We start from the raw sequence: 23,536 nt of genomic DNA, 5'->3' as shown, positions 1-23,536 counted from the left end.
TTTTTCTATCTGCACAGTCAAATAACAGACTCAACTTTTGGAGCTGAGCATGCTTCAGTCCATGCGCGACAACCTGAAAGGTACAGCGGCAATTATCCTTGCGGCCTTTTTCGGTTTTATTATGGTTATTGGTGGCATCGACTTTTTCGCCGGGGCCAGTGGCGGTGCTGCCGATGCGGTTGCCGAGGTCAATGGCGAGAAGATTACCAATCTGGATTTGCAACGCGCAATCCAAAATCGCCGTAATATGATCATGAGCCAATATGGCGAAAATGTGCCTGCGGATCTTATTAGCGATCAACAGTTGCGCGAACCTGTGTTGCGCCAATTGGTTTCCAGCGCTGTACTGCGCCAAGCTGCCCAGAGTAGCGGCATGGTGATGAGCACGACAGCTGTGAACAAAGCCATTACAGATATCCCTGCGTTTCAGGTGAACGGTAATTTTGACCCGCAACTCTATCGTGACGCTTTGCGCCGCATGGGTTATAGCACGGCGAACTTCCCCCAGGTTATCGAAAGCGATCTGGCCTTGCAGCAGTATGCAGACAGCGTCACCGGAAGCGCTTTTACTACAGAGGCGGATGCCAAGCAAATTGTTGCGGCTTCTATGGAGGAGCGCGACTTCGATTACGTGGTGATGCCTGTACAAGCGCTGTTGACTGGGATTGAGATCAGTGACGGGGAGGTGGCGCAGTACTATCAGGAGAATCAGGGTCAGTACCAGCGTCCCGAGCAGGTGGCTGTTGAGTATATCGAGCTGACGCCTAGCGTATTTGCCGCCAATATCGATATCTCCGAAGAGGATGTGCGTGCTCAATATGATCAGGAGGTAGCCAGTTTTGGCGCTGAGCGTCGCCGCCATGCTGCCCATATCCTGCTGGAAGATGCCAGCCAGGAGAAAATAGCTGAGATCCAGGGCAAGCTGAACGCCGGTGAGGACTTTGCCCAGTTGGCAAAGGCTTATTCCGATGATATCGGTTCCCGGGAAGAGGGCGGTGATCTCGGTTTCACCACCGGCGATGTCTTTCCCAAGACTTTCGAGGAGGCACTAGCCTCTCTGGAAGTGGGGCAGGTATCGTCTCCGGTAACTACCGATAGCGGCACCCACTTTATCAAGCTGCTGGAAGTTGAAGAGAGCGAACCCCCTACTTTTGTAGAGCGTAAAGGTGCGATTGAAAGCCAACTGCGCAGTGCCGCTGCAGAGCGGGAGTTTGTTGATGCCCTGAGCCGGTTGGCCGATCTGGTCTATAACGCCGACGAACTCTCTGGCCCGGCCGAGGAGTTGGGTGTGTCCTTACAAAGCAGTGATCTCTTTTCCCGCACCGGCGGCACCGGTGTACTGGCAAACAGCCAAGTGATCGATGCCGCTTTCTCTCCTGAGGTGAAGGAAGACGGCAATACCTCCGATGTGCTGAACCTGACCAATGAGCACTCGTTAGTGCTGCGTGTGACCGAGTCCAAGGCAGCCGGTACTTACCCGCTGGAAGAAGTTCGCGAGCAAATCGTTGAGCGCCTGAAGCGCGACAAAGCCAGCGCGCAGCTTGTGCAGCAGGCACAAGTGCTGAAAGAAAAGCTGAGCGGGGGAGAAGACTTTGCAAAGCTTGCCCAAGAGCAGGAGCTGACCTTTGAGACCAGTGATAAGACCCGCCGCGGGGGCTTCGGTGAGCGCGGCGAAATTAACAACAAAGCCTTCTCACTCTCAGCACCTTCGGCGGGCGAGGGTGCCTTAGCGGTATTTGCCACCGACAATGGAGACCAGGTGGTTCTCAAGCTGCGCGCTGTCCGCCCAGGCAGTTTGTCACAGCAAAACAAAGAGCAGCGTCAGGCACTGATGCAGCAGTTGGCCTCGGTCAATGGCGGTGCTGAATTGGCGGCAGTGCAGCGCTACCTTTCGGATCAGGCCAAGGTCGAGCTTTTCGATAGCGGTGAGTAACCGGGTTGTAATAGGCAGTAAAAAACCCGGCATTTTGTCGGGTTTTTTGTTATCAGGAGCCGCCTAAACCATTCAAGCGGTTGGCTCAGAAAGGTTTTCAGCGCGTTTGACCGGCGCTATCCACAAACAGGGTCAATCGCTGGCCGGGTTGCAAATATTTTGATTTGGTCAGCTTGTTCCAGCGCAAAATATCATCGATTCGCAGGCTGAATTTGCTGGCTATCCGATAGAGGGAGTCACCGCTTCTCACTTTATAGGAGACCTTGCGGGTGGTGCGGTTGTTCTTGTCCGGAGTGCTGTCATAAGAAACCAGTACGCGCCCGGGACGCAGGGTATCGCTGGGGGCCATGTTGTTCCAACTGGCCAGTGTTTTTACGCTTACCTTCAACCTGCGGGCAATGGCCCAGAGACTGTCGCCGGGTTTAACAGTATAGTGGGTCTTTTGTCCGTGCCCCTGGGACTGGCGGTGCCTCACACGCTGGTCAAGGGCATAGGCATAGTGCCCGGCAGGGCCGGATGCGCTGGGGATCAGCAGGGTTTTGCCAGCACGGATCTTGTTGTTGCGAAGCTTGTTGGCCTCGCGAATCGCCGATACGGTCGTCTGGTAATCCCGTGCAATGGTGGAGAGCGTATCGCCCCGAACGATGGTGTACTGTTGCCAGGTTACCCGTTGATCCTCCGGCAGCAGCTTCAGGGCGCTTTCAAACTGCTCCTGTTTGTCGATGGGAATCAGTAACTGGTGATTGCCGTTGGGGTCTGTTGCCCAGCGATTGTAGCCGGGATTGAGCAGGTACAACTCCTCGATTTCGATCTCGGCCAGATCCGCAGCCTGGGCCAGGTCGATCTGGCTGCCGACATCTACACGGGCATAGTAGGGTTGGTCTGCTACGTCGTGCAATGGCACCTTATAATGCTCCGGGCGCGATACAACCTCTGCCAGGGCCAGAAGCTGGGGGATATAGTGCCTGGTTTCCCGCGGCAGTTTGAGTTCCCAGAAGCTGGTACCCAGCCCCTTGCGCCGGTTGCGTTCAATGGCCCTGCGCACAGTGCCCTCGCCGGAATTGTAGGCCGCCAAAACCAACTCCCAATCGCCGTCGAAACGCTCGGACAGGTAATTAAAGTATTTGACCGCAGCGTGGGTGGATTCGTGGATATCGCGGCGCCCGTCGTACCACCAGTTCTGTTGCAGGCCCAACGAACGGCCGGTAGAGGGAATAAACTGCCACATACCGGAGGCTCGGGCGTGGGAATAGGCAAAGGGATCGTAGGCGCTCTCAACGATTGGCAACAGAGCCAGTTCCAGCGGCATATTTGCCTGATCCAATGCCTCGGTAACATGGAAAATATAACGGCGGGCGCGTTGGGTAACACGCGCCATATAGCCTTCGTTGCGGGAAAAATAAGCGATGTAGTCCTGTACCTTGGGGTCGCCAGTATGGTGGTTGAGCTGAAATCCCCTACGCAGGCGATCCCACATATCCTCCAGTGGCAGTGGCTCTTCAGTGGCTACCAAGGTGGGCGTATCCGTGTTCAGTGCATTAGAGGTTTCTTGTGCCGGAATGCTTTCGCGTTCGGGAGGGGTATCTTTATTTGGTATTTGCGAACAGGCCCCGACCGTGGCTGCCAGCAATGCCATGGCAAAATTCTTGTGAACCATGTTTGGTATATCCGTGCGTACTGCTTTTAATTCCCCGCCAAGATTGCGCCGGGGCACTTATTTTTTGGTGATACTGAGCATTTGATCATATCCATGTGATTCTAAATAGCCTAAATAGTTTCGGTCAATGAGGGTGACCATAAAATATACAGGTGCTTTGTGGTACTTTCTAACTGACAAGTAAGCGGGTATTGAAATGGCCATTTGATGGTCGTCCTTGAAGTATCAGTGTCCGTGTGCGGAGCTGTATTGCTGGGGTTTATACCCGATTACGCCGATGATGAGCCTTTCTGAGCCGTGTTCCCCCGGCAATTGAAAGCTTCGCCTAGAAGTAGAATGAGCGATAAAAGTCTAGCCGATGACTATTTCTCTAGAAGTGGTCTTTCCATTCGCGCAAGAGTGCAAATAGGGCGACTTGATCCAGAGTTGAGGGATTAGGGTGCCCCGCGTGGCGCGCTGCGCTTTTCATTACCTCGGGCACTTTACAGCGCAGAAAGGGGTTGGTCGCCAGTTCCAGGGCGATGGTGGAGGGGAGTGTGGGCTCGTTCGCATCCCTGAGCGCCTGGCAGCTGGCGAGCCGCTGAGCTATGGCTGTGTTTCCCGGCTCGACGGTATTGGCGAAATGCAGATTGTCCAGTGTGTATTCATGAGCGCAGTAGACCCGGGTAGTGGCGTCCAGCGCACTCAGTTTCGCCAGGGAATGGAACATCTGTTCCGGGGTGCCTTCAAACAGGCGGCCACAACCAGCGGCAAACAGTGTATCACCGCAAAACAGATGGGTCTGCACAGAGCTGCCGGATACAGGTTCCCGCAGGATCAGTGCCAGGTGGTCCAAAGTGTGGCCCGGTATATCGCAGACTCCAAGGGGCATGCCCAGCACGGTTACTACACCGCCTCCTGTCAGTGGGGTTGTCACTCCCGCAATGGATGCGGGGCCAAGGACCGGGCATTGATACTTTTTAACCAGTGGGGCAATACCGCCGGTATGATCCGGGTGATGATGGGTAATGAGAATACCGTTTAGCGAAGCGCCCTGGAGGGCTTTAATAACCGGATCGGCCTCTCCGGGGTCCACAACCCAGTGTTCATCGCCTTGTTGGAGATGCCATATATAGTTGTCGCTGAATGCGGGTATAGGGGATATTGAGAGCATTTCGGCCCTGCCTGCCAAGTGGATAGTGAAACGATACCATGTAGGATAGGGATTGGCGCACAATTAAGACACCGGTAGGGGATGAAAATGAATATGTTGTTACCAGATGATCGAGAATAGTCTAAGGGTTACACTCAATGGTGCCCGATTGGGTAGTGGGATCGGCAGCGGGAGTGGCACAAGCGCAGGTCCTGTCGAGGTTCAAAAGGAGGCTCAATGACAGAGGAATCGAGGCCGCGCAGCCAGTCGGAGTTGGCGTCACTGGCCAATAGCTGCCCAGCGCTGTCCCACTGGTTTTCCAGTGCGCTGGGGCAGGAAATCCTGTCCCAGCAGCTGGCTCTGACGCAGCCACTGGTGGAGGGGCTGTTCGGCTACCATCTGATGCAGGCGGGTGTCACTGATGCAGTGGATTTTGCTGCATGCAGCCGCATCAATCACCGCTTTCGTCTGGCTACTTGCCCGGAGCAGTCCGGCGCCGCCCTGGTGGAGTTTGAGCAGTTGCCCCTTCCCTCAGAATCCATTGATATAGTTCTACTGCACCACCTGCTGGACTTCTCTCATCATCCCCACCAGGTACTGCGCGAAGCCGCTCGGGTATTGATACCCGGTGGACGCATGCTGCTAATGGGTTTTAACCCTTTCTCTCTGTTGGGTCTGTCCCGCCTGTTGTTCTCCCGCGGGGCTTATCAGCAGGGTAATCGGTTGCGTGCGGCGCGGGTGGCCGACTGGATGAATTTGCTCGATCTGCAGGCAGAGCGGGTCGAAAGGGGCTTTTTTCGGCTCCCCCTTCAGCAGCGTGACCTCCTTGACAAAACGGCCTGGATGGAACATCTGGGCTCCCGTTGGCGCTTGCCTTGGGGCGGCTTTTACATCATAGTCGCGCGCAGAGAAGTGGCCCGTGTGCGCACTATAAAGATGAACTGGCATACAAAACGAAAGCCCACACTGGCGGCGACACCGACAAGCCCCCGCGTCGCGGCGCGAGGAAAACATCAAAAGCACTGAGCTTGCGGGATTGCCCTGCAACTCGGTCGCATTCCTGTTTTGGCATTGATTTTGAAACAAATTACGATCTATACCGATGGTGCCTGTCGCGGTAATCCGGGGCCTGGTGGCTGGGGTGCGCTGCTGGTTTATGGGGAGCGGGAAAAAGAGCTGTTTGGCGGAGATGCCCATACGACCAATAATCGAATGGAGTTACTGGCTGCAATCAAGGCTCTAGAGGCGTTGAAACAACCCTGTAAGGTCGATCTTCATACCGACTCCCAATATTTGCGCCAGGGCATTACCGACTGGATCAACAACTGGAAGAAAAACGGCTGGAAAACCGCCAGTAAGAAGCCTGTCAAGAATGCCGATCTCTGGCAGCAGTTGGATGCACGGGTGTCCCGGCACCAAGTGCGGTGGCACTGGGTGAAAGGCCATGCAGGTCATCCCGGTAATGAGCGGGCGGACCAGTTGGCCAATCGCGGTGCCGATAAACTGAAATCCTGATAAGGAATAGGAAATGCGTCAGGTTGTCCTGGATACCGAAACTACTGGTCTTGATCCCAAAAGCGGTCATCGAATCATTGAGATTGGCTGCGTGGAGTTGGTTAACCGCAAACTTACAGGGCGTCACTACCATCAATATATCAACCCGCAGCGGCGGGTGGATGATGGGGCTGTTGAAGTCCACGGGATCACCAATGAGTTTCTCGTGGACAAACCAGTCTTTGCACAGGTTGCCGATGAGTTTATGGGTTTTTGTGAAGGCGCCCAACTGGTTATTCATAACGCACCCTTTGATGTAGGGTTTATTGACGCCGAACTGGCTCTGCTGGGCAACCCGCGCTGGCAGAATGTGAGTGCTCACTGCAGTGTACTGGATACTCTGGCGTTGGCCCGGGAAAAGCATCCTGGCCAGAAAAATAATCTGGATGCATTGTGCAAACGCTATTTTGTCGATAACTCCCAACGGGATCTGCACGGTGCTCTGCTGGATGCAGAGATTCTCGCCGATGTTTACCTACTGATGACCGGCGGCCAGACGGACCTGGTTCTGGCCCAGGGGGGCGATGCCCGCAACCCCGATGCCGAAGAAAGGAAGCGGGGGCAGAGCGATGCGCCTTCCCCTGCCATCCGCAGGTTACCGCGGGATCGGGTGTCACTTTCCGTGGTCCAGGCTACGGCTCAGGAGGTTGAGGCCCACCAAGCCATGCTGGCGTTGTTGCAAAAGGCTGCCGGCAAACACTTCTGGTAAATGGGAGGCTGATGAAAGGGCCTCCCTGTGATCGCCGATGTTCTTTTATCCCCCTCACTACGGGCAGCAAGCCCACTGCCCGTACTTAATCCGATTCTCCTCCACTCAAGCCTTCTCTTAGCAGGTTGTTGAAAAAGGCATCCTGCCTTTTTCAAAACACGAAAAGCGAAAAATGTGATTTTCACTTTTCTTCCAAAATCAACGACTTAGGCTTCGCCGATTTTGCCGAAATATCCATATCTCGGTACCAGGCGTCGAAATTCTTCGAATTTCAACAGCCTGTTAGAGAACGTATATCACAGCAAGCAGTGCCACAGTGCTGAGTACAATGGTGTAGGGCAGCGCCATCAATACCATGCGGCCATAGGAAAGCCGGATTAGTGGCGCCAGAGCGGATGTCAGAAGGAACAGGAATGCCGCCTGGCCGTTGGGGGTCGCGACACTGGGTAGGTTGGTGCCTGTGTTGATGGCGATAGTCAGTTTGTCAAAGTGCTCTCGGGTGATATCGCCTGCCGTAAGGGCCGCTTTCACTTCGTTGATGTATACCGTTGCCACGAAAACATTGTCACTGATCATTGACAGCAGGCCGTTGGCAAGAAACAGCAATGCAGGCTGTTGTTCGGGTTTCTGCGATAGGACAAAATGCGTTACGGGCTCGAACAGGTGTTGCTGGTGAATAACTGCCACGATGGCAAAAAAGACCACCAAGAGGGCGGTAAAAGGCAGTGCTTCCTCAAACGCGTGGCCGATACGCGCCTCTTGCACAATGCCGTTAAACGAGGTTAGGAGCACGATAATCATCAGGCCGATAATGCCGACCTCGGCTACGTGAAACGCCAGTGCCAGCACCAGCAATACCGCCACGCTACCTTGTGCCCAGAGTTCAGCCACCTGAAAAGAGGTGCGTTTTTTTTCCTCTTCCTGGGAGAATTGCACTATCACCTCCCGCACGGCCTGAGGCAACTGGGCACCGTATCCAAACCGCTTGGTTTTTTCCAGAAGAACACAGGTCATTAATCCGGCAAAAAAAGTGGGAATAGTGATCGGTGCCATTTTCAGGAAAAACTGCACAAACTCCCAGCCAGCTTTCTCTGCGATCAGCAGATTCTGGGGCTCGCCCACCAGGGTGCATACTCCCCCCAGGGCCGTACCCACGGCACCGTGCATAATCAGGCTGCGCAGGTATGCGCGGAACTGGTCGAGATCCTCCCGGTGATACTCGACTACGTGTTCGTCATTGGAGTGGTCGTGGTCGTGGTGATGGTGTGGCTGTTGGGATGCGACCCTGTGATAGACTGCGTAGAATCCGACTGCTACCGCGATTAAAACCGCAGTGACCGTCAGGGCATCGAGAAACGCAGACAGCACCGCAGACACTGCACAAAATAGCAACGACAGGATTGTCTTTGATTTCACATGGATTAAGATCTTGGTGAAAACAAACAGCAGCAGGCTTTTCATAAAATAAATGCCGGCCACCATAAACATCAGCAGGAGAATCACCTCGATGTTTTCTATCACCTCGTTATAAACCGCATCGGTGGTGGTCATCCCCATCAGGACTGCCTCGATGGCGAGCAGCCCCCCCGGCTGCAATGGATAGCATTTCAGGGCCATGGCCAGGGTAAAAATAAATTCGCCAATCAGTACCCAACCGGTGATAAAGGGGCCGCTGACATAGAGCACCAGGGGGTTTAAAAGAAGAAAGAGGGCGATGGTCAGCTTGTACCAGTCCGGCGCTTCACCGAGAAAGTTACTGGCAAAAGCCCGGCCAAACCCGTTGCCGGAGGCGGTGAGTGTATTGTTGTATGTGTTCATCAATGGCTTCCCTGGTAAACCCATGGGTATGAGAAAAATTGGAGTGCTGGGTATTTTGCCCGCGTAGCAAGGGGCGAGACCTCAGCCACGTCGTTCACACGCCCTGCATTCAAACCGCACGAATTGGTCACTTTTTGCACATAAACGCAAGGATAGACGTACCGCGGCAAACTGGAAAGTAGCAAACGCTAACGGGTTTGCGGGAAAATTCAAGTTATTTAGACGGGACGCGGTCGTGTCGGAGGATTTGTCGAGCATTCGATGGAAATTGTCTGTGGAAAGGTGGACTCTTTCTGCTATTGGTATAAATTGCTTTTTACCAAGCCAAATCCTGTGTGGTTTGGTGGTTTTTTATTCGGTTACAGGAAAAATTCAGCGGTGTGGCAATGACTGAATTGCATACGATCAATATCACTTCTGTCAATGTGGTCAAAGAGGAACTGGCTGTTGCGCTTGATAACGCCGCTTCCCACCTGGACAAATTTGTAGCAGATACCACCCGGAAGTTGCCACTGGAGCAGTGTCTTGCCGACCTTAAACAGGTGAGCGGTGTGCTGCAGATGGTACAGCTGCGCGCCGGGGAGCTGCTGGCTCAGGAGCAAATTACCGCCCTGTCGGAGGTTCTCGAAGGGCGCCGACAGGCCAACGAGGAGTTGATGGAAGCCCTGGGTACCGGTTTCTATGTTCTGAATCGGTATCTCGACTTTGTACAGAATCGTGCTATAGCCCGGCAGGAGCTACTGATTCCTTATATTAATCAATTGCGTGCGGCGCGCTCGCAGCCTCCTGTGCCCGAAAGTCATTTCTTTCGCTGCAAGGTGAATGCGCCAGTACCGGGTATGGATACCTCGGCGGTAATGTCGGAGGACTTACGCAGCTTTGTACGCCGGTTTCGCCATATGTACCAGGTTGGTTTACTGGCGCTGTTGCGCGGCAAGCCCCGCGGCCCGGCTTATACTATGATGGCCCGCGCACTGGAACGCATTGCGAGTATTACCATGGGGCGCCCCAACGGGCGCTTGTGGCTGGTGGCAGGGGCGGCTCTCACCGGTATGGCGGCCCGCGAAATGCGTTTTAGCCGTTCCCGGGTGATGGTGTTCAGTTTGTTCGACCGCTGGTTGCGCGCCCTGCAAAAAGAGTCCGACACCGCCCTGGACCAACCCGCGCCCCCGATTCTGTTGAAAGAATGTATTTACTGGCTCGCACTCTCGAAGCCTGAGGGTAGCGGTGCAAAGCTTCTTAAAGCCTTTGCAACAGAACCGCTTGAATACACAGAAGAGGAGCTTGAGCGGGAGCGTGTGAGCCTGGGCGGCCCGGCCGCCACCGCGATTTCAGCGGTGGCCAGTGCCCTGGATGAAGAACTTTCCGGTGTGCGCAGGATGCTGGATGATATTGAAGTGATTGGTGATTCCACAGTCGACGAGAATAATGGCCTGGCCGTCACCTTGCAAAGAGTCGCGGGAACCCTGCAACTGCTCAACTTCAAGCGCGTGGGTGAAAGCTTGCGCACCGCCTTAGCTGAATACCAGAGTGCCGCGGGTGCCGGCGGTTCGGTTGCGTATTCTGCCCTGCAAAAGTTGACCGGCCAGGTACTAATGGTAGATAACACGGTGCGTGCCCTGAAGCAGAGTGGCTCTATTGATCTGGATGAATACGGCCACGCGGATATTGCCTTCGAGCACAGTCAGCTGGCCGAGGCCGAGGTTGCCGTGCTGAAAGAGGCTGAGGCGGGGCTCGCGCTGATCAAGCGGGCGCTCGCCGCTTATGCCGGTTCGGACTTCGATCACGGCCATATCCGCAATGTGTCCACCACACTCAACGCTGTGCGCGGCGGGCTGATAGTGCTCAACCTCAGACGCGCGGCTGGGGTTGTGGAGGGCCTGCTCAACTTTGTTGAAACCGTGGTCGACCGGCACAGTGCCCCCCCGGATGTTGAGCAACTGCTGGATACTTTTGCGGATGCCATTATCAGTCTCGAGTATTATCTCAACGAGGTAAAACTGCACCGCCAAGCTGATGCCCAGTCATTGAATCTCGCAGTTGAGAGTCTGGCAGCACTTGGCTATCCCGTTGAGGCGGCATAAACAGGAGATTTTTTTGGTTGAAACCTTTGCGCCCGCGGCCAATGTGTGGGCAGTGCCGGAATTTTCCCGGTGTATTGTCGTTGCGGAGGGATTGATACTGTGTTGTGGCAACCGTTTTGTTCACACAACCGATCTGTGCCTGGCCGGGGCGGTCATTTCGAGTCACTATCTGGGTGAGTTGGGGGGGCGCAGCTGTGGTGTGCATGTGTTGCCCAGTCAGCTGAAGATTAGCGGGTACGACTGGCGCAATCTGCGCAGTTTGCTGACATCTGCGGAAGAACCGCTTTTTGCGCTGGCCGGACGCGCCCTGCAAGTCGCGCACTGGGATCGAGACCATCGCTATTGTGGCCGCTGTGGCAAGGCTACCCAGTATCATCCAAGTGAGCGTGCGCGGACTTGCCCAAACTGTCAGCTGACAATGTATCCGCGCATTAGTCCCTGTGTCATTATGCTCGTTACCCGCGGTGATCAATGTTTGCTCGCTCGCCATGCCAATCGGCACAATAGTACTTACACGGCACTGGCGGGATTTATCGAGCCGGGGGAAAGTGCCGAGCAGGCGCTGGTGCGTGGAGTCCGCGAGGAAGTGGGACTCGAGGTGGGCAATATGCACTATGCCGGCAGCCAGCCCTGGCCATTTCCCGGGCAGTTGATGCTGGGCTATCTGGCCGAGTGGGCGGGGGGGAAAGTCTGCCCCGACCCCAGGGAGATAGAGGAGGCACAGTGGTTTCACTATCGATCACTGCCGGGCATACCACCGGAACAAACCCTGTCTGGGCAGCTGATCCGCACTTTTACAAAGCAGGTAGCTGTCGGGGAGCACCCCTAGATTCCCGAAGCGGTGCTGGATGGAATACAAGGAGTTGACAAATATGTCTATTGCACTGGCCCTCTTTACCATCATATTGGCATTGCTGCTGGTATTTTGGGGTGGGCGGGTATTGCTCAGTGGTCGTTGGCTGCCGGGGTTTATCCGGGGTTTGGTTGGATTGTCCTTTTTGGGGTTGGCCCTGGGGACTATGTTGGTGGCAGCCGATGTGTTCAGTTACCGCAATCTTGCGCGGGAACACAGCGTCGGCACGGTATCGTTTCGGAAAATTGCGGAGCAGCAGTTTGAAGTCAAATTTTCCGATGCGGATGGTATTGCGCAAACGTTTGAACTCCATGGAGACCAGTGGCAACTGGATGCGCGTGTGCTGAAATGGCAGGACTCCCTGGCCCGCTGGGGTGTACAGCCGGCCTACCGGCTGGACCGCCTCAGTGGCCGCTATCTGACCCTGCGGGATGAGCGGACCCAGGCGCGTTCGGTACACCAGATCAGCGGCAGTCATTATGGGATCGATGTGTGGCACTTTGTACGTGGCCTGAACAACCGCCTTCCATTTGTCGATGCGGTCTATGGAAGCGCAACCTTTCTACCCATGGAGGATGGCGCGGTGTTTGATGTTCGCATCAGTCATAGCGGACTGCTTGCGCGGCCGCTGAACCAGCGGGCAGTTTCTGCGCTGGATCATTGGCAGTAGAATGAAGCGCTGCTGACCCGGTAATGTTGATTGCCGGCCCATACACCTCTCAATCGCAAAGCAGCAACCTGGAGCTTAAGTGGAATTTCTAATTGAATACGGCCTGTTTCTGGCAAAAATCATCACTGTTATTGTGGCCCTCATGGTGTTAATTGGCTTTGTCTTTGCCAACCGGGAGCAGCTTAGGGAGCGCCTTCAAGGACATATCAGTGTTACTCATTTGAATGACCGCTATGAGCAGTTTAAAGAAACGCTGCTCGAAGCGGTCATGGAAAAGCACGAGTTTTCCCGGCGTAAAAAACAAATTATCAAAGAGAAAAAAGCCCAGGAAAAAGCCCTGGCCAAAAAGCACAAGGCTGAATCCAAAAAGAAGGCTGCGGATAAGGCGGATACTGACAAAGTGGTGTCTGAGAAATCTGAAATGGATTCACTGGGCGGACAGAAAGCCTCTTCCGAATTAGCCTGTGAGCGCAGACGCATATTTGTCACGCACTTTAGTGGAGATATCAAAGCGAGTGCGCTCTCCCGGTTACGCGAAGAGGTCACGGCGATTTTGCAGGTGGCAGAATCCGGTGATGAAGTCCTGCTCTGTCTGGAGAGCCCCGGCGGAATGGTGGCCAATTACGGTCTCGCGGCAAGCCAGCTGGCACGGGTGCGCAGTGCGGGGATACAGCTCACTGTCGCAGTGGACAAGGTGGCCGCCAGCGGTGGTTATATGATGGCTTGTGTGGCCGACCGTATCCTTGCGGCGCCATTTGCAATGCTGGGTTCTATTGGTGTGCTGGCTCAGCTTCCCAACTTTAACCGGCTGCTCAAGCGCCACGATGTGGATTTCGAGCTGTTTACTGCGGGTGAATACAAGCGCACGGTAACCATGTTTGGGGAGAATACCCCGGAAGGACGGGAGAAATTTCAGAGCGATCTGGAGGATATTCATGTGCTGTTTCAGCATTTCGTGAGCGAATATCGCCCGAAACTGGATATTACCAAGGTGGCTACCGGTGAAGTCTGGTTTGGTCAGAATGCCCTCTCCCTGGGGCTTGTGGATGCGTTGAAAACCTCTGACGAATACCTGACCCACTGTGCCGAGAGTGCCGACCTCTATCAAGTGGAGTACAAGGAGAAGAAAAACTTTGCCAAGAAAATGGGATTGGCAGCGGAGGCAGGAATGGAGTCTGCACTGACCCGCCTTTTTTCCAAATTGGCCGCATGGCGTCATCAAGCGCAGTAGAACGTGCATGGCGCCGGAGGGGATGGCACACGGATTGTTCAATCTTCATTCCGGTCACCAGGCAAGTTGCCTGATACGTGTGATCGGAGGATGCTGCCGGGTGTGAATCCTTGAACCACTAGTGACGCTACAAGTGTGCGGCAGTATTTCAAAGACGGGAGTCCTGGAAGACATGTCTGATTGCTGGCTGCGCATGGGGTGACAGAAAAGAAGACGCCCGTCTTACAGACCGATAAGGCACAGATGCCGTTTTCGAGCCTCCCGGGATTTTTGCTCAGCCTGTCCCGGAAGGGTGCTTTTTGGGCATAAAATAGAGAAGGTATGGAGACCGGTACATGGAAAATAGCGCAGATGCGGTGTTCAGGGCCATTCAGATCGAGGAAGTTGCGGCTGGTAAATTTGACCAGTTGCTGGTCCAGCGGCATCTTTCTGACCTACCGGACAACCCTCTGATTTTGGCGGTTTCCCACTCTTCGCTGAACTACAAAGATGCGCTTTGTGCATTTGGCAACAGTAGCTTTGGCTGCGAATATCCCCATACGCCTGGAATAGATGCTATCGGCAAAGTGGTTGTAGACCACAGTGGTACCTTTACCCCTGGGGATGAGCTATTGGTAACCGGCTACGGCCTGGGGATGCATACACCCGGAGGCCTAGCTGAACGGATCGCGATCCCCCTGGGCTGGGCCTTGGCTTTGCCACAGGGGCTGAATACCAGAGAGGCTATGGCTCTGGGCACAGCGGGTTTAACTGCTGCACTGTGTGTGGAGAAGCTTCTCGACTCCGGTGCCACTCCGCCGGATGGTGAAGTGTTGGTGACTGGGGCCACAGGCGGGGTAGGGTCAATTGCTGTTGCGCTTCTGGCCAAGCTCGGTTTTCGGGTCGCCGCCGTGACCGGTAAGCTGGAGTCGGCTGACTTTCTTGCCACACTGGGTGCCTGGAAGGTCATTGATCGAGAGGCTTTGGCCCCATTTGCCAGCAAAGCCATGACAAAGCCAGCTTGGGCTTGGGCGGTGGATACAGTGGGCGGGGAGACCCTCTTTAATGTTATCAAGTCCCTGGCTTATGGCGGCGGCGTCGCCGCCTGCGGTATGGTCTCCGGTGCCCAGTTTCATGCCAGCGTTTTTCCATTTATCCGGCGCGGTATCAGCCTTCTCGGTGTGGACAGTGTAGCGTTGCCTATTGAGAAGAAGGCCGATGTCTGGCACTTGTTCGCGGACCAATGGTATATCGGTGACCAGTTGAATCGTATTGCCGAAGATATTTCTTTGGCGCAGGTGCCGGAATATCTGGCGCGTCTTCACAGGGGACATGGCATTGGTCGCTATGTTGTGGATATGGCTCTCTAACGAGGCGACGGAATGTTTTGGAATATACTATACGCTCTCTGAGTCTCGTATTGATTATTTCCCGGTGGCAGAATGCCTCTATCACGAGCTGATCTACCGGCGCCGCTGAAACAACGCAGAGCTGTTTGTATTTCAAGGCGCTGTACCGGCTGGCTGGAGTTCTTGGCTGCACCGTACTGCCCCAGGGATCTGTTTGGCGCAAGAGGTACAACAACCAAAGTTAAAGACGGTGTTTGTCTGTGCGTTTTTTTTTCAATAGCCCTGTAGCAGGTATTGCTGCTTGCAGCCTGTTTTTCCCGGAAGAGTCCATTGTCTAAAGGTAACAGCGAATCAATATCTCCCGGTCAGAACAGTGCACTGGTACTTTCCGGTGGGGGCGCCCGCGCAGCTTACCAGGCCGGGGTGCTCAAAGCTCTGGCAGAACTCGTGCCCGAGGATAACCCAAGGCCATTTAAAATCATTTGTGGAACCTCTGCTGGCGCCATGAATGCGATGATGCTCGCTTCCCACCAAGGGTCATTCAAAGAGGCGGTTGACTCAATGTGTGCGCTTTGGATGGATTTATGTGTGGAGCGGGTTTACCGAACCAGTTGGCACAGTCTACTGGGTAATTTGATTTCGATCAGCCGCTCGCTGTTTAACCAAGGCGTGGGGCGGCAGAAGCCTCTGGCACTCCTCGACAACACGCCATTGCGCAAATTGCTTGAGGAGGAGATTGCCCTTGGGAATATCCAAAAAAATATTGATGCTGGTCACTTGCACGCGGCTTGTGTGAATGCCCTCTCCTACAGCGAAGGCGAATCTGTCAGCTTTTTTCAAGCCGCAGAAGGGGTAGAGGGCTGGCAGCGTTTTCGACGCTTTGGGATCCCAACCCGGCTGACAACAGACCACCTGTTGGCATCGGCTGCTATTCCCGCAATCTTCCCCGCAGTGAAAATTGACGATGTTTATTTTTGCGATGGTGCTATCCGTCAGATGGCGCCGATCAGCTCCGCGTTACACCTTGGCGCTGGGCGCGTATTCATCGTCGGCGTATCAGACAATCGCTCACCAGTACACTGGGGCAGTCGCCGCAGCAGTGTCCAGCAGCACTCCCCCTCGATGGCGCAAATAGTCGCTCAATTGTTCAATGCCGCATTTATTGATAGCCTGGAGGGGGACTTGGAACACCTGGACCGGGTAAACACACTGCTGGGTTCTGTTGATAAGGAGCACTATACCCAGTTGGCGCCCCTGCGTCCGGTTGAGTCAGTGGTGATAGAACCCTCGCAAAGTCTCGGTCGACTGAGTGGCCGAAAGCTTCGATACTTGCCTTCCGCGCTGCGTTGGTTATTCCGCTCCACCGGCGCAACAAATGCTGGCGGGGGCGTTTCTGCGGCCAGTTATCTGCTTTTTGAAAAACCCTACATCGAAGAGTTGATTGAACTTGGATATCAGGATGCCATGTGGGAGAAGGATAAGCTGCGCCATTTCCTGCAACCTTTGCCTGAGGCGCCAGAGGAGCGAAAAGGGTTGTTTGGGGTCCGTGGGAGGACCTCTGAAGAGGCCTCTGATAGCGGCTCCGGGCCTGTTGACCCGTGACGGTGGCATGCCCCGGCAGTGCTTCTGAGGGACGCCGGCGACGACCGGGGTGGGCCCTCTGTCCACAGGCAGCACGATGGGGTTGTATCAACCTACCAGACAGGAAATCCATCGGGCTTGGGGAAGCTTGTGGCTGCCCTGTCGCAAAATTGTTCTGCCCACCGCACAACGGGTGTACCTGAGCGTGGTTCCCTGCGCTTGAATATGTTAAAAAAGCGTCATCTAGGCCGGTTGTGCTAGAGAGCTGCCATACTGGCTGGAACTGAATGCCGACCTGTGAGTCGAAGCCCATTGAGAATGTAAGGAGCAATCGGTAATGATGCTTATCAAGAAGCCACTGGCCCTCGCTGGTGCGCTGCTCAGCCTGCTGGGGTCCGCAGCCCTGGCAGAGGTAGATGCGGAGGTTGCAAAAACCATCAAGGCTCGTCTCCAGGCTGGCAATCCCATGTCCTCTTACGGTGAAGTGCGCGAGAGCCCAATCAAAGGCCTTTATGAAGTTGTTGATGGTAACAACAACAGCCTGTTTGTCACCGCAGATGGCAGTCATTTCATTTTTGGTGGGGACTTGATTCAGGTGAAAAGTGACGGAGAGTTCACCAATCTATCCGAGGCGCGCAGAGCTTCCCACCGGGTAGAAGCCCTGGGTGCCCAAAACGTCGAGGATATGATCGTCTTTTCGCCGAAAGGGAAGACAAAGGCGCGTATCTATGTCTTTACCGATGTGGATTGTGGTTACTGCCGCAAGCTGCACCAGGATATGCCCGAGCTGAACAGGCGCGGCATTGAAGTGCGATACCTGGCCTTTCCCCGCGCGGGCCTGCAATCTCTGGGTTACCGCAAGCTGGCCACAGCCTGGTGTGCGGATGATAGTAACAAAACCCTGACGGCGTTGAAAAATCGCGAAAATGTGCCCCTGAATGTGTGCAAAGACAATCCGGTTGCGGCGCAATTCAAACTGGGTAACGAGACCTTTGGTGTGCGCGGTACACCCACTATCGTGTTGGAAGATGGCAGAGTGGCGCCCGGTTACCTGCCCCCGGCAACTTTGGTGAAAGAGATGGGTATCTAGATTGTCTAAAGCGCCGACAGCCTTGGGGCTGTCGGCAGTCTCACTCAGGCCTGGCTTGTAGAGGATACCTTTCTCGGCTGGGTCATTTTCTCCGGTGCGAGGATATCACTGAGTTCCTCTTCACTGAGCAACCCTTCTTCAAGAATCAGCTGCTTGACGCTCGCGCCGGTCATCAGTGCCTGCCTGGCGATACGAGTGGCATTTTCATAACCGATAAACGGATTGACGGCCGTGATCAGGCCGATACTGTTTTCCACCATCTGCCGGCAGTGCTCCTCATTTGCGCTAATGTCGCTGACACAGCGCTGGGCGAGGGTATGCATGGCCTGTGTCATCAGGCGTATCGACTGGAGCAGATTGAAGGCGATCACAGGTTCCATCACATTCAGTTGTAGCTGGCCGGATTCCGCTGCCATGGTGATGGTCAGGTCGTTGCCGATGACCTGATAGGCCACCTGGTTGACCACTTCGGGGATCACCGGGTTCACTTTGCCGGGCATAATCGACGAGCCGGGCTGCATGGGTGGCAGGTTTATTTCGTTCAGGCCGGCGCGGGGACCGCTGGACAGTAGGCGCAGGTCGTTACAGATTTTTGAAATTTTTACCGCGATACGTTTCATCACGCCAGAAAATATGACAAAGGCACCGGTGTCGGAAGTGGCTTCAACCAGGTTCTCCGCACAAACAAAGTCGATCGAGGATATGTCCGATAGCGCCTTGACGACAAGCTGGCGATAGCGCGGATCGGTATTGATACCCGTGCCTATTGCGGTGCCGCCCATATTGATTTCCTTAAAGAGTGTTACCAGTTCTTTGACTCTGGCAACATCTTCGCGAATGGTGGCGGCAAAGGCGGCGAACTCTTGTCCCAGTGTCATGGGAACGGCATCCTGCAGTTGGGTACGCCCCATCTTTATGATTCGGGTGAAAGCCTCGGCCTTCTTATCGAACTCAATACAGAGCGCTTCCATGGACTGCACCAGACCGTTGTAGCTGAGCAATATGGCCAAATTGATAGAGGTGGGATAGACATCGTTGGTAGACTGCGACAGGTTGACGTGGTTGTTGGGGTGGACCACTTTGTATGTGCCCTTTTGATGGCCGAGCAATTCCAGGGCGCGATTGGCGACGACTTCATTGGCATTCATATTGGTGGAGGTGCCCGCGCCGCCCTGAATCATGTCCACCAGAAACTGGTCATGCAGCTTGCCTTCGATAATCTCATCGCAGGCTCCGGCAATGGCATCTTGCACAGCGGGCTCCAGGTAGCCCAATGTACCATTGGCCAGAGCGGCCGCTTTTTTGACCATCGCCAGAGCTTTGACCAGGCAGGGGAAGTGGTTGAGGGTGATCCCGGTGATCTGGAAGTTTTCCAGTGCGCGCAGGGTCTGAATGCCGAAGTACACATCGGCAGGTACATTGCGCTCCCCCAGTAAATCCCGCTCCCGGCGCATCTCGCTGTCAGTGCTAAATATGGGTGTGGATTTTAGGGTGTGGAAATTATTTTTCATGCGGCTTCCTGTCTTTTCTGCGATTGCACACGGACATGTTCATAGATGTATAAAAGATGCATAAATAGGAGGGTTATTTTAAAACCTGACAACCAAACAGGCCGGAGGATTGTGTGGTATGGGATACAATTGTCGCCCACCAGAAAAGTCCGCTGCCGATTTAGCGGTGCAGGGGAGTGCACTCCCCACACAGTGAGGTTCCCACTAGCACCTTGATTTCAGCTGCGCTGTAGTGCATGGCCAACAGGTGATTGAGTTTCGCATAGCAGGCGATGCTGGTCATATCCAGACCACTGACAACACCGCTGCGCAGCAGGGCGGAGCCCGTCGCATACTTGCCCAGATCCACCTGGTTTTCCAGGCATTGGGAAACAGCCACACAAATAATGCCGGCTTCTGCCGCCTTTTCCAGTTGCGCGGTAAAGGCGGCGTTATTAGTCGGGGCATTGCCAGTCCCGTAGGTTTCGATCACCAGCCCGCGGGGGTGATACTCGAGAATTTTACTGAGGAAAAAGGGAGAGATACCCGGAAACAATTTCACAAGAGCCACGCCGCCATCGGCAAACTCGGGCATTTGAAATTGCGGGCTGTCGCCGGGGTTCAATAGCACATTGGGGTCAACGTTGACCTGAATACCCACCTCTCCCAAGCTGGGATAGTTGGGGCTGGCGAAAGCATCCAGTGAGCCGGCACTCACTTTTACAGCGCGGTTGCCACGCAGTAATTTGCCGCTGAAGTAGAGGCAGACTTCCTTGATATCTTCCGAACCGCTCAGCAACAGGGCCGCGATCAGATTGTTGTAGGCATCGCTGCGCATCTCCCTCAGGGGAATTTGTGAGCCGGTTACCAATACCGGCTTGTCCAGCCCCTGCAGGGCAAAAGACAATGCGGAAGCGGTGTAGGCCATGGTATCCGTGCCGTGCAGCACGACAAAACCGGTATACTGGCTATAGTTGTCGCATATTTGGGTAGCGATGCGGTACCAGTCCTGCGGTTGCATATCGGCGCTGTCCAGCAGCGGTTCGAGGGTTTGAAAATGATAGCGCGGGAGCCTGTCAACGGCGTCCTCCAGGAGGCGTTGCAATGCGCTCCCCAAGTCGGCATCGGGCACATAACCGGAGGCGCTGCGGCGCATTCCCAGGGTTCCGCCAGTATACAGGATAAGGGTTTTCTTCATCACTCGGCCGCTATCAGGGTTTCATGCCAGGTGCGCCCATTTTCAGAAACAGGCGCGGTGGATGCAATTTCGCTGGTTGTTGGTATCTGGTGCCAGGAGATGCTTTTATAGCATCTGCAGAGGATGGTACCTGTTTCAAGAGGGGTTTTAAAATGATAAAAATCTCGGCAGGCCCTCCCCCTGTCCGGCTGTATGGACACGCAATTTTATTGACTTTTTCTCTTTTCGCTCGGTAAGGTGGACGATATTCTGTAGGTTTTAGTGGCATTTATTGCACCGACCGCTGACAGGGTATTTGGGGTGTGATTGCAGTGTGTCGGGATCGTGAGCACGGGAGGAAATTTGTGAGCGCAACAGTTGAAAAAGCTGCACAGGCGGGAGGCCAAGAGATTGCGGGGAAGCCCCTGCGCGCGGTGCGTATCGGCGTGTGCGGTCTGGGCACTGTGGGGGGGGCTACCATCAATGTCCTGGCGCGCAATGGGGAAGAGATCGCCGCACGCTGTGGACGTGCGGTGATCGTTGAACAGGTCGGTGCGCGCCGCAATAACCCCGATTGTGATACCAGCCGGCTGAAAATCACCCCGGATATCTTTGCCGTTGCCAACAATCCCGACGTGGATATTCTGGTGGAGCTGATTGGCGGCACAGGCGTGGCGCGGGAACTGGTATTGACTGCGATTGATAATGGCAAGCATGTCGTCACCGCCAACAAGGCACTGATTGCTGAGCACGGCGATGCGCTGTTTGCGCTTGCTGCCCGAAAAGGGGTGACGATCGCCTATGAGGCCGCTGTGGCGGGGGGGGTACCCATTATCAAGTCCCTGCGCGAGGGCCTTGTGGGCAACCGGGTTCAGTGGATCGCTGGAATTATCAATGGTACCGGCAACTATATCCTCACCGAAATGCGCGAAAAAGGGCGCAGTTTTACCGAGGCCTTGGGCCAGGCACAGGCCCTGGGCTACGCGGAAGCAGACCCCACCTTTGATGTTGAGGGTATAGACGCTGCGCATAAACTGGTCATTATGGCCTCCCTGGCATTTGCCATGCCGCTGACTTTTGACAAGGTCTATACCGAGGGCATCAGCCGGATTTCCAGGGAAGATATTCGCTACGCGGATGAATTGGGTTATCGCATCAAGCATCTGGGGATCGCCCGGCGCAGGGGTCAGGGGGTGGAGCTGCGGGTGCACCCGACCCTGATTCCGCAGCGCCGGCTCATCGCCAATGTGAACGGTGTTATGAATGCCGTCCTGGTGAGTGGCGATGCGGTTGGGCCCACCCTCTATTACGGTGCCGGTGCGGGTGGCGAAGCGACGGCCTCTGCAGTGATTGCCGATATTGTGGATGTGGCGCGCGCGCTTGAAGTCAGGCCGGACCAGCGGGTGCCGGCGGCCGGTGTTGCGCTCACAGCACAGGCAGGTACCCGGGTATTGCCACCCGAAGAGGTGGTCACCAGCTACTACCTGCGGATTTCCGCGTACGACAAGCCCGGTGTCATGTCGGAACTCGCTACCATCTGCAGTGACTGGGGCATCAGTATCGAAGCCTTGATCCAGCATGAACCGGAAGAGGGAGAACGGCTTGTGCCCGTGGTCATTCTTACCAGTCGCGCCAGGGAGGCCAGCCTGTGTGGGGCGGTCGCACAGATTCAGGCCCTGGATACCGTCCATGGAGAGGTGGTGCGAATCCGTGTGGAAAGTCTCGGCTGATCCCGGCTAGTATGGCCAAGTCACGCCAGCCCTTGAGGATGGCATGTGTTGTGTAATTCCCGCTAGCTTCTGGGGCTAAATACGATTGTGAAATATGTCAGCACCCGCGGCCGCGCGCCGTCGCTTTCTTTTGTTGATACCGTGCTCACGGGCCTCGCCACTGACGGCGGTCTCTATATGCCCGAAGCGTTGCCGCAGTTTTCCCGCGCAGATATTGCCGCTATGGCGATGTTGGACTATCAACAGTTGGCATTTCGTATTGTCCAGCCTTTTGTGAGCGGGGATCTCAGTGACCGAGTGCTGCGGGAGATCATCGGGCGCGCTTACCGGCCGTTTCGTCACCGAGCGGTAGCGCCGCTGGTGCAGACGGATACCAATGAGTGGATACTGGAGCTTTTCCACGGTCCGACACTGGCCTTCAAGGATTTTGCCCTGCAGTTCCTCGGTCAGCTGTTCGACTATCTGCTAAAGAAGCGCGGTGAGCGCGTGGTGGTGATGGGGGCCACCTCGGGGGATACCGGCTCGGCGGCGATTGAGGGCTGCCGTCACTGCGACAATATCGATATTTTTATCCTGCACCCCCACAACCGGGTTTCCGAAGTGCAGCGCCGACAGATGACCACGGTACTGTCGGACAATGTGTTCAATATTGCCCTGGAGGGCAATTTCGACGATTGCCAGAACATGGTGAAGTCCAGCTTTGCCAGCCAGTCCTTCCTGCCCGACGGACGCCGCCTGGTCGCGGTGAACTCCATCAACTGGGCGCGCATTATGGCGCAGATCGTTTACTACTTTTATGCGGCACTGCGCCTGGGCGCGCCGCACACAACGGTGAATTTTTCCGTGCCCACCGGGAATTTCGGCGATATTTTTGCGGGCTACCTGGCGCGACAGATGGGACTGCCTATTGATCAACTGGTGATCGCCACAAATGCCAACGATATTCTGCACCGCTGCCTCAGTGGTAATGACCACACACTCAAGCCGCTGGTACACAGTTTGTCACCCAGTATGGATATCATGGTGTCGAGCAATTTTGAGCGTTTGCTGTTCGATCTGTACGCGCACGATGGCGCCACTGTGGCGGCGCTGCTGGCGGATCGCAGTGCCCCTCTGCATTTGAGTGAGCAGGCCCTGGCACGAGCGCGGCAGGTGTTTTCCAGCCATCGGGTCGACGATGCGCGCACAATGGCGGTGATCCGCGAGCAGTTTGCGGCCAGTGGGTACCTGCTCGATCCCCACACTGCAATCGGTGTCGAGGCTGCGCGGCGGGTGCGTCACTCCGCCGAACAGCCCATGGTTTGCTTATCCACCGCGCACCCGGCAAAATTCCCCGATGCGGTGGCGCAGGCGCTGCCACAAACCGCAATTCCCCTGCCGGCCCATATGCAGGACCTGTGGCAGCGCGAGGAGCGACTCGAGGTGCTGCCCAACAACCTGTCCCAGGTGCAGGGCTATATGGCGGCCATGCTGTCCGGCGGGAATTAGTCACCGGACTC

Annotated in this window: 18 protein-coding genes; 13 read left to right on the top strand and 5 right to left on the bottom strand. The window is 55.2% G+C overall.

All coding sequences use genetic code 11. The features are described 5' to 3' along the window. Window positions 1-49 precede the first annotated feature (49 nt). Window positions 50-1,933: a SurA N-terminal domain-containing protein gene (locus Q1A48_RS02600; protein ID WP_299940778.1), complete on the top strand. Its 1,884-nt coding sequence runs from the start codon at window positions 50-52 to the stop codon at window positions 1,931-1,933. A gap of 97 nt (window positions 1,934-2,030) precedes the next feature. Here Q1A48_RS02600 and Q1A48_RS02595 read toward each other — a convergent pair whose 3' ends face one another. Both Q1A48_RS02595 and gloB read right to left on the bottom strand, forming a co-directional pair. Then, window positions 2,031-3,590 carry a LysM peptidoglycan-binding domain-containing protein gene (locus tag Q1A48_RS02595; protein WP_299940775.1) on the bottom strand — a complete coding sequence of 520 codons (1,560 nt, stop codon included), beginning with the start codon at window positions 3,588-3,590 and terminating at the stop codon, window positions 2,031-2,033. A gap of 370 nt (window positions 3,591-3,960) precedes the next feature. Beyond that, the gene (gloB, locus tag Q1A48_RS02590; RefSeq protein ID WP_299940772.1) at window positions 3,961-4,743 is read right to left on the bottom strand and encodes a hydroxyacylglutathione hydrolase; all 783 of its coding nucleotides are present in this window, start codon (window positions 4,741-4,743) and stop codon (window positions 3,961-3,963) included. A 216-nt stretch (window positions 4,744-4,959) separates the two neighbouring features. Between gloB and Q1A48_RS02585 the strand changes: the two genes are divergently transcribed. The 3 genes from Q1A48_RS02585 to dnaQ are packed head-to-tail and all read left to right on the top strand — an operon-like array spanning window position 4,960 to window position 6,985. Next, window positions 4,960-5,748 (top strand): class I SAM-dependent methyltransferase, encoded by a 789-nt coding sequence (locus Q1A48_RS02585; RefSeq protein WP_299940769.1) that lies wholly within the window; start codon window positions 4,960-4,962, stop codon window positions 5,746-5,748. A 51-nt stretch (window positions 5,749-5,799) separates the two neighbouring features. Continuing rightward, entirely contained in the window at window positions 5,800-6,237 is a 438-nt protein-coding gene (rnhA, locus tag Q1A48_RS02580; protein WP_299940767.1) for a ribonuclease HI, read from the top strand. Window positions 6,238-6,250: 13 nt separating this feature from the next. Beyond that, window positions 6,251-6,985 carry a DNA polymerase III subunit epsilon gene (gene dnaQ, locus Q1A48_RS02575; protein ID WP_299940765.1) on the top strand — a complete coding sequence of 245 codons (735 nt, stop codon included), beginning with the start codon at window positions 6,251-6,253 and terminating at the stop codon, window positions 6,983-6,985. Between the two features lie 282 nt (window positions 6,986-7,267). Here the strand turns inward: dnaQ and nhaB are convergent, their stop codons facing one another. After that, window positions 7,268-8,803 carry a sodium/proton antiporter NhaB gene (gene nhaB / locus Q1A48_RS02570; RefSeq protein ID WP_299940762.1) on the bottom strand — a complete coding sequence of 512 codons (1,536 nt, stop codon included), beginning with the start codon at window positions 8,801-8,803 and terminating at the stop codon, window positions 7,268-7,270. Between the two features lie 386 nt (window positions 8,804-9,189). Between nhaB and Q1A48_RS02565 the strand changes: the two genes are divergently transcribed. From Q1A48_RS02565 to Q1A48_RS02535, 7 genes are all read left to right on the top strand, one after another. Continuing rightward, window positions 9,190-10,887, top strand: coding sequence for a hypothetical protein (locus tag Q1A48_RS02565; protein WP_299940760.1), 1,698 nt, complete (start codon window positions 9,190-9,192; stop codon window positions 10,885-10,887). Between the two features lie 13 nt (window positions 10,888-10,900). Beyond that, window positions 10,901-11,716 carry an NAD(+) diphosphatase gene (gene nudC, locus Q1A48_RS02560; protein WP_299940758.1) on the top strand — a complete coding sequence of 272 codons (816 nt, stop codon included), beginning with the start codon at window positions 10,901-10,903 and terminating at the stop codon, window positions 11,714-11,716. Window positions 11,717-11,759: 43 nt separating this feature from the next. Further along, window positions 11,760-12,410, top strand: a complete 651-nt coding sequence (locus Q1A48_RS02555) for a cation/multidrug efflux pump (protein WP_299940756.1) — start codon at window positions 11,760-11,762, stop codon at window positions 12,408-12,410. Window positions 12,411-12,489: 79 nt separating this feature from the next. Then, window positions 12,490-13,641 carry a protease SohB gene (sohB, locus tag Q1A48_RS02550; RefSeq protein ID WP_299940754.1) on the top strand — a complete coding sequence of 384 codons (1,152 nt, stop codon included), beginning with the start codon at window positions 12,490-12,492 and terminating at the stop codon, window positions 13,639-13,641. A 335-nt stretch (window positions 13,642-13,976) separates the two neighbouring features. Beyond that, window positions 13,977-14,990 carry a YhdH/YhfP family quinone oxidoreductase gene (locus tag Q1A48_RS02545; RefSeq protein WP_299940751.1) on the top strand — a complete coding sequence of 338 codons (1,014 nt, stop codon included), beginning with the start codon at window positions 13,977-13,979 and terminating at the stop codon, window positions 14,988-14,990. Between the two features lie 309 nt (window positions 14,991-15,299). After that, a complete protein-coding gene (locus Q1A48_RS02540; protein ID WP_299940749.1) occupies window positions 15,300-16,571 on the top strand; it encodes a patatin-like phospholipase family protein in 1,272 nt (423 codons plus the stop codon). Between the two features lie 316 nt (window positions 16,572-16,887). Further along, window positions 16,888-17,640, top strand: coding sequence for a DsbC family protein (locus Q1A48_RS02535; RefSeq protein WP_299940746.1), 753 nt, complete (start codon window positions 16,888-16,890; stop codon window positions 17,638-17,640). A gap of 44 nt (window positions 17,641-17,684) precedes the next feature. On the opposite strand, the gene aspA is transcribed toward Q1A48_RS02535, so the two are convergent. Together aspA and Q1A48_RS02525 are read right to left on the bottom strand one after the other, a co-directional pair. After that, window positions 17,685-19,151 (bottom strand): aspartate ammonia-lyase, encoded by a 1,467-nt coding sequence (gene aspA, locus Q1A48_RS02530; RefSeq protein WP_299940743.1) that lies wholly within the window; start codon window positions 19,149-19,151, stop codon window positions 17,685-17,687. Window positions 19,152-19,311: 160 nt separating this feature from the next. Beyond that, window positions 19,312-20,328, bottom strand: coding sequence for a type I asparaginase (locus tag Q1A48_RS02525; RefSeq protein WP_299940740.1), 1,017 nt, complete (start codon window positions 20,326-20,328; stop codon window positions 19,312-19,314). Window positions 20,329-20,732: 404 nt separating this feature from the next. Between Q1A48_RS02525 and Q1A48_RS02520 the strand changes: the two genes are divergently transcribed. After that, window positions 20,733-22,037 (top strand): homoserine dehydrogenase, encoded by a 1,305-nt coding sequence (locus tag Q1A48_RS02520; RefSeq protein WP_299940907.1) that lies wholly within the window; start codon window positions 20,733-20,735, stop codon window positions 22,035-22,037. Between the two features lie 87 nt (window positions 22,038-22,124). Beyond that, window positions 22,125-23,525 carry a threonine synthase gene (gene thrC / locus Q1A48_RS02515; protein ID WP_299940737.1) on the top strand — a complete coding sequence of 467 codons (1,401 nt, stop codon included), beginning with the start codon at window positions 22,125-22,127 and terminating at the stop codon, window positions 23,523-23,525. The last annotated feature ends 11 nt before the right edge of the window (window positions 23,526-23,536 follow it).

Origin of the sequence: uncultured Microbulbifer sp. (assembly GCF_947489355.1) — a bacterium.
Taxonomy (GTDB): Bacteria; Pseudomonadota; Gammaproteobacteria; order Pseudomonadales; family Cellvibrionaceae; genus Microbulbifer.
Note: the sequence above shows the minus strand (reverse complement) of the source record. Positions and strands in the feature narration are given on the sequence as shown.